7 protein-coding genes and 2 pseudogenes are annotated in these 6,556 nt (G+C 42.7%); 3 read left to right on the top strand and 6 right to left on the bottom strand.

Translation table 11 applies throughout. The annotated features are described in order from the left end of the window. Positions 1-790: 790 nt before the first annotated feature. Positions 791-1,408: a TetR/AcrR family transcriptional regulator gene (locus tag BI182_RS12120; RefSeq protein WP_286808267.1), complete on the bottom strand. Its 618-nt coding sequence runs from the start codon at positions 1,406-1,408 to the stop codon at positions 791-793. A 248-nt stretch (positions 1,409-1,656) separates the two neighbouring features. On the opposite strand from BI182_RS12120, the gene BI182_RS12125 reads away from it, so the two are divergent. After that, positions 1,657-1,887: a hypothetical protein gene (locus BI182_RS12125; RefSeq protein WP_070369606.1), complete on the top strand. Its 231-nt coding sequence runs from the start codon at positions 1,657-1,659 to the stop codon at positions 1,885-1,887. Here BI182_RS12125 and BI182_RS12130 read toward each other — a convergent pair. Then, positions 1,874-2,413, bottom strand: coding sequence for a nitroreductase family protein (locus BI182_RS12130; protein WP_250934487.1), 540 nt, complete (start codon positions 2,411-2,413; stop codon positions 1,874-1,876). The genes BI182_RS12125 and BI182_RS12130 overlap by 14 nt on opposite strands. A 212-nt stretch (positions 2,414-2,625) precedes the next feature. Between BI182_RS12130 and BI182_RS12135 the strand changes: the two genes are divergently transcribed. Both BI182_RS12135 and BI182_RS12140 read left to right on the top strand, forming a co-directional pair. Continuing rightward, the gene (locus tag BI182_RS12135) at positions 2,626-2,991 is read left to right on the top strand and encodes a winged helix-turn-helix transcriptional regulator (protein ID WP_250934486.1); all 366 of its coding nucleotides are present in this window, start codon (positions 2,626-2,628) and stop codon (positions 2,989-2,991) included. 95 nt (positions 2,992-3,086) lie between these two features. Beyond that, positions 3,087-3,638: a cysteine hydrolase family protein gene (locus BI182_RS12140; RefSeq protein ID WP_286808270.1), complete on the top strand. Its 552-nt coding sequence runs from the start codon at positions 3,087-3,089 to the stop codon at positions 3,636-3,638. Between the two features lie 194 nt (positions 3,639-3,832). Here BI182_RS12140 and BI182_RS12145 read toward each other — a convergent pair whose 3' ends face one another. The 4 genes and pseudogenes from BI182_RS12145 to BI182_RS12160 form a co-directional block, all read right to left on the bottom strand. Then, complete coding sequence (locus BI182_RS12145; protein ID WP_286808271.1) at positions 3,833-4,372, bottom strand: cysteine hydrolase family protein; 540 nt, start codon at positions 4,370-4,372, stop codon at positions 3,833-3,835. Positions 4,373-4,422: 50 nt separating this feature from the next. Further along, positions 4,423-4,839, bottom strand: a complete 417-nt coding sequence (locus BI182_RS12150; RefSeq protein WP_070369611.1) for a secondary thiamine-phosphate synthase enzyme YjbQ — start codon at positions 4,837-4,839, stop codon at positions 4,423-4,425. 127 nt (positions 4,840-4,966) lie between these two features. Then, positions 4,967-5,905: pseudogene (locus BI182_RS12155) on the bottom strand (aspartate aminotransferase family protein); the annotation flags it as partial. 256 nt (positions 5,906-6,161) lie between these two features. After that, positions 6,162-6,556: pseudogene (locus BI182_RS12160) on the bottom strand (ISNCY family transposase); the annotation flags it as partial.

Genomic DNA, 6,556 nt, shown 5'->3' on the forward strand with positions numbered 1-6,556 from the left:
GCACTCATTTGCAAATACATTTACCCGGTCAGAGAAGGTCGTAACTTCTTTAGGGACGTCAAAGCAAAGCAATGTCGAGGCTTCTTATATAGAGTAGCTTAAATAGCTCAATAAATCAATTAGGCAGATGGGATTCTGTCTTTTTGCCATGCTCAAAATTCAATAAGGACACACAAAATAAAGAAGTTTACGACTTATATTCGATAAACTTCTTCTTGTCTTTTGAAATTCGCTTAACTTAATGACATTGGCTAAACCAGCTGACTTTTTGTTATACTAATGTTTAGTGCCAGATGCTAACTTGCTACTTCATGAATTATTCAAATTATTAAGTTGTCAAACCTTTTTTTTTAATAATCAATGCCATAAAAAACATATAATCCCAAAATGGCCGTAAAAGCGGTTGCCGCAAATACGCTAAACCTTTCAGTAACACCAAAATAATCAATTGTACTAATCCCGTGCCAATTGCTCCGATTAACATACTTGATAGGCTAATTGTCGCAAGCACTGCCATGGACACATATTTTTTCTCTCGATAATCATCGGTTTTATCCGCAAGTGTATCATAGGCTTGATCGTAGCCGCAGATGTCATGACAGCTCAGTATGACTTCGCCCTCGCCTTCATCAATATAGGCTATTCTTCCATATGATGTTTCTACTTTATTCTGGTATGTTTCAAATCGTGCCGATGCTTTTTTCTATTCGAGATTAAATTTTATTGCGATCACGCCAATACAACTAAGATTCCGCTAATAATCATAATAACTTTTTTCTTCTTCAAATGATCATACCTGCCTGCTGTAATTTTCCCCAAATACTCTTATATGTTCATTTAAGTAACCCTTAATCTGTTCTTCGTTCTCAGGATTACAGTCGTATTGTTGAAACAGTAAAAGAATCGGGCCATAAAATTGAAGCGCAATGATTTCCGGATTTTCTTCCCTGAACAATTTACCTTCAACCAGCTTGGCAAACGTCTTACCATGTTTATGAACCGCCCCTAATAAATAGGTCTCACCATACAGTCTGGCTGCCTGTTCATTGCCAAACTGTTCTCGCATTAATAATTTTCTATAATTTGATACTAACGGATCTTTCGTAAAAAGAGAAAACAGATTCCAGGATATTTCACATAATTTTTCAAGTGATAATTCCTTATATGCCTGTGCAGCGTCTTCTGTAACTACCTCGGGAACTTCATTTTCCTGATAAACCAATTCGATTCGCTCTTTCATGCTCACCATGATACTGTCTAAAATGTCTTGTTTGTTTTTGAAATGCTTATATAGCGCACTCTCACGCACACCTACAGCACTTGCAATATCTCTTACTGATACGCCTGAAAAACCTTTCTGCGCAAATAAATCCAACGAAATATATAATATTCGCTCCTTAGTATCCATAATCACTCCTTTAATCATGTACCACAAGTGAACAAGTGTTAACCTAATAATAGTTAACACTTGTTCACTTGTCAAGCGCATTAATTAGAAAAATCCCCGCCTCAAGCTGCACACTTAAAGAGGCTGCGGGGACCACTCTGTTGGTTTATAACGGCATAAGCCGAATATCTTGACGTTTTAAATAGTCAGCGGTGGGTAGAATAATACTATCAAAGTGATTCCTGATCACAAAAGAAAGGAGCATTTACATGAAAAAGTTCTTGGTTCTCTTGCTTGTGCTTACCCTCTTTTTGCTCTGCGGATGTACCTCCGGAACAAAAAGCAGTGGTGATTCTTCCTCCCAAACTGATCAGACATCCAACAGCACGTCTTTGAACAGCTTTGAAGTCAGTTCTTTTAAAACAAAAGATGGTAATGACTCCTACATGCGAATGGCCAGTATTGAATCATCTCGACGCTGCCAAATTAGAAAAACTTGACAATCTCTGCAACTGTTTTTCTTTTGGGCATTTTAGGTTCCTGGGCGCCATAACCCAGTGCAATCACCGAAACGATGGTTTCATCTTGGCTGATTGACAGCATTTCCCGAATTTTATCGGCATCTCGAATACCCATGACTAAGGTATCCAAGCCCAGATCGATTGCCTTAAGGATCAAGTTTTCATTGTGTAAACCCAGATCATAAAGTCCCCAGCCGTTTCCCAATTCATTGGTCGGTTCACCATCCGGGTTGAAGCCAGAATCATTTTTGACAAAGGTGGTCACAATCAACACGGGTGCATCTGCCGAATTCTTTGCGTTAAACGGTGGTAGACAGGCTTCTTTAAATCTTGCCAGCGTTTCCTCGCTCTGAATAACATAATACCGGGCTGTTTGCGAATTTTTCCATGATGGCGCCAAAATCGCCGCCTCGAAAATTTGATTTAACGTGGCTTCATCTACCTTTTTATCCGGATCATACTTTCTGACACTTCTTCTTAATTCTACAACTTCCTGAAACTCCATAATTACCTCCCGATTATTTTTGTTTATTATACCGCTTTTGGCCCGGTAAATAACGTGGTTATTATTTTATTTATTATGGTTACTTTTTGAATCTGTTATAATAATCTTAAATTACGCTAGGTTTTGCACCCTTAACTTTGTCCCCCCAACAGATTCAATTCCGATCGGTTAGTGCATAAACCTAAGCCGATCGTTAAAAAGAGGAGTTATCTATGAAAATCCGCACGGACTACACCTGTCCGCTTGAAATTGTCCACGACATTATCAAAGGCAAATGGAAAACCATTATCATTTTTCAAATGCGCACTGGTGCTGTTACGCTTTCTCAACTGGAGAAAAGCATCGCCGGCATCAGTCAAAAGATGCTCCTGGAGCAGCTTAAAGAACTTCGCCATTTTGGCCTTGTCGCCAAAGAAAATGCCCCCGGTTATCCGCTTCATGTTGATTACTATCTCACCGAACGGGGCAAGCAGATCCTTAAAGCCATTGAAATTATGCAGGACGTTGGTATTGACTATATGGTTGAACATCATCTGACTGCAGTTTTGGATCAAAAAGGAATTTGTTATCCCCGCTAATTGCCCGGGCATTTATCAGCCTACCCACAAAAAAGTGGGTAATTTACCTCCTATCCAAGATGAATTATACTGTCAAAAAAAAGGAGGTTTAAGAAATGAAAAAAGCATTGATCCTAATTGATATCCAAAATGATTATTTTACCGGCGGACGTTTTGAACTCAATCAAACTGATGCCGCTGCCCAAAACGCCCAAAGCGCATTGGCGCTCTTTCGAAAAAAAGGGCTCCCGGTTTTTCATGTTCAACACATCAACCAAAGCCCGATCGCCCCTTTTTTCGTCGCTGCTACCGAAGGGGTCAAAATCCATCCCCTGGTATCACCCTTACCTGGTGAAAGGGTGGTTATCAAACATACCCCGGATAGTTTTTTTAATACGGATTTATTACAACTGCTTAAGGAATTGTCGATTGAGCAACTGGTGATCTGTGGCATGATGAGCCATATGTGTATTGACACAACGGTTCGTTCTGCCAAACGACTGGGATTTGCAATAGAATTATTGAGCGATGCCTGTACTACTAGAGATCTGCTCTGGGAAAATACTCCGGTTCCTGCTGCCCTTGTTCACGCCGCTTTTATGGCTGCTTTGCAAAACACCTTTGCTGATGTGAAGGATACCCATACTTTTATCAAATCCAATTCCTAAAGATCGCCTGATCTTTATCACCAGCGCTGTTGCCGAAGGTAACGTTCTTACTTCCAATGGGGCATGACAAACAAAATATCCCAATGTCATGCCCTGATCCAAGACAGAGTCTGCAAATCCTTTACTGGTCGCCATTGTTGTCGCCTCATTTTGGGTTTATTATACCTCAAAAAATTGATTTAAAGAACTGACTATTACCCATTTGCTCTGCGGTTAATTATGCGGATCTGCATACTTGCCATTACATCCAAAGCCGCCGCATTCAAACAATCATCATTGCTGGCGACACAGCTGGCATCAACAATAATTTCCGCTTCCGGCAAAGCCGCCTTGGCCAGCACAGCATCCGAGATCAGACAAATATTTGACACCACCCCCACCAGCTCGACCTGGTCATACTGGTTGGCCGCCAGAAACTCAGCCAGCTCCAGCGATCCAAAGGCGATCTTTTCAATACAGGTGTCGGTATCCCACCGCAGCTTTGCCACCTTGCCATAAAGCTCCCAACCGGGGGTTCCTTTGATACAGTGAACAACCGGTAAATTTCTGCCTTCCTGAGTATTCAGATAATCGGCGGTGTGGGTGTCATAGGTAAATAGAATTTCCTGGCCTTTCTGGCGATATGCCATTATTTTTTGGGCAATCGGTTCCTCAAGGAGTACCGCCTGGGGAAAGCCGAGAGCCCCATCCACAAAGTCATGCTGGTAATCAATGACAAGTAGAATGCTCTTCATCTATTTCACGCTCCTTCTTTATGCTGGTTGGATTCAGACTTCTAAATTTTTTACTCGCCAATGATTTTGACCAGCACCCGCTTATCCCGTTTGCCATCAAATTCAAAATAAAAAATCTGTTCCCACTGGCCAAAATCCAGCTTGCCGGCGGTGACGGCTACCACAGTTTCTCGGCCCATAATCGTTCGTTTCAAGTGGGCATCGGCATTATCTTCATAACCATTATGCCGATACTGACTATAGGGCTTTTCCGGCGCCAATTTTTCAAGCCAGAGCTCATAATCCTGATGCAAGCCACTCTCATCGTCATTAATAAAAACACTGGCCGTAATATTCATCGCATTGACCAAAATCAGCCCTTCCTGAATGCCACTTTCTGCCAGGGCTTTCTCAACATCTCTGGTAATATTGACCAATCCTCTTCGTCTGGGCAAATTAAAATGCAACTCTTTGCGATAAGAAATCATTCTTGACTCTCCTTGTTTTTCTTTATTCTACTACTTTTTATCATAAAATTCAGCAATTTTTCAAAAGATGTTGATGGCATCGAATTTTCCATCGTATCCCCCGGACAAAGTCGGGATAAATTTACATTTAATCCAAACAAACTTTTAAAATCCCAATCATTTCATCGATCTGTTTCTTCTCGATCACCAAGGGCGGTAGGAATCGCAATACATTTGGTCCGGCGGTGATGATAATCAGTCCCAGTTCCTGGGCTTTGGCGATGACATCTGCAACCGGTCGATCCAGTTCAAGGGCTTGCATTAAACCCATCCCGCGTCGTTCTTTGACTCCCGGATAGTCCCTGACCAGCTCATCCAGTTTCGCTTCGAAATAGCTACTGACCACTTTTACATGATTAAACAACGCAGTCTGTTCATAGATATCCAACACCACCTCAACGGCTGCTCCAGCCAAGGGATTAAAGCCATAGGTGGTGCCGTGATCGCCTGGTTCTAAAACCGCGGCAGCTTTTCCCCGGGCCGCAAACGCCCCGACAGGAATTCCGCATCCGAGGGCCTTGGCTGAAGTCACCACATCTGGGATGACGCCATATGCCTGGTAAGCGAACATTTCTCCCACCCGTCCCATGCCGCATTGGATTTCATCCAGCATCAACAACAGATCATATTCTTCGCAAAGCTTTTTCACCCCGCTTAAAAACTCGGCGGTGGTCGGATACAGGCCCCCTTCGCCCTGAACGGTTTCCATTAATATGGCGCAGGTTTTTTCATTGATCTGTTCTTTGACACTGGCCAGATTATTAAACTGGGCAAACTTGATATTTGGCATCATCGGACCAAAAGCTTCCTGGTATTTTGGCTGTCCGGTAACCGCCAACGCCCCCATGCTGCGGCCATGAAAGGAGTGATCCATGGCAATGATTTCGCCTGCGGGACTGCCAGTCTTATTAAAATAAAATTTACGGGCAATCTTTAGCGCCCCTTCAATGGCTTCTGTTCCGGAATTGGTAAAAAACACCTTCTCCATTCCCGATACCTGAATAAACTTCTCGGCCGCCTCAGCGGATGGCTTGTTATAAAACTAGGTAATTGCGAAATGAAAAAGATTTGGAGCTCAGAAAATTCGGTGGTAAGAGCCAGACAGAATTCGTGAAGTCGGAAGGAAACGGAACAACAAAACAATTAAAATGTTGAAGAAGATGAAAAAAGAGCGCAAAAATAAAAGCTGGGCAAAGAAGATAAAGAGTCCAACTAGGCAACGAGTGGTTTAAGACTGCGTAAGTACTGATGCTGATGAATATTATCGGAAAGAATTGCAGTAATCAGCTGGGTAATTCCGGCCAACAGCAAATCGGCGTGAAGTGTCTTGGCATTTTGAGTTTTACGGTTGGCCAGACAGAAACTGTCTTTGAAGTGATTGATGGATTGCTCAACGACGCCCCGGATCTTATAGATTCGAGCCCATTCGAGTGTCCCACGAAGGGTTCCGGGGTAGGCCCGAAGATTCTTTTCAGGGTAGACGTAAAACATCCGACCACAGGAAGACGAAGTACAGGGATTTTCACAGAAACACTGACGTTTAGCTTTCCCGGCTTCCTGTTTGATCCATTTTGTTTTGGGACAGGTGAATTTAAACCGAACCAGGCCGTTCTTTCGTTTGGCCCGCCCTTCAGATTTCATGGGAAGTGACGGATCGTTTGGACAACAGGGAAGGTGC

This window comes from Acetobacterium sp. MES1 (genome assembly GCF_002237635.1).
Classification (GTDB): Bacteria; Bacillota; Clostridia; order Eubacteriales; family Eubacteriaceae; genus Acetobacterium; species Acetobacterium wieringae.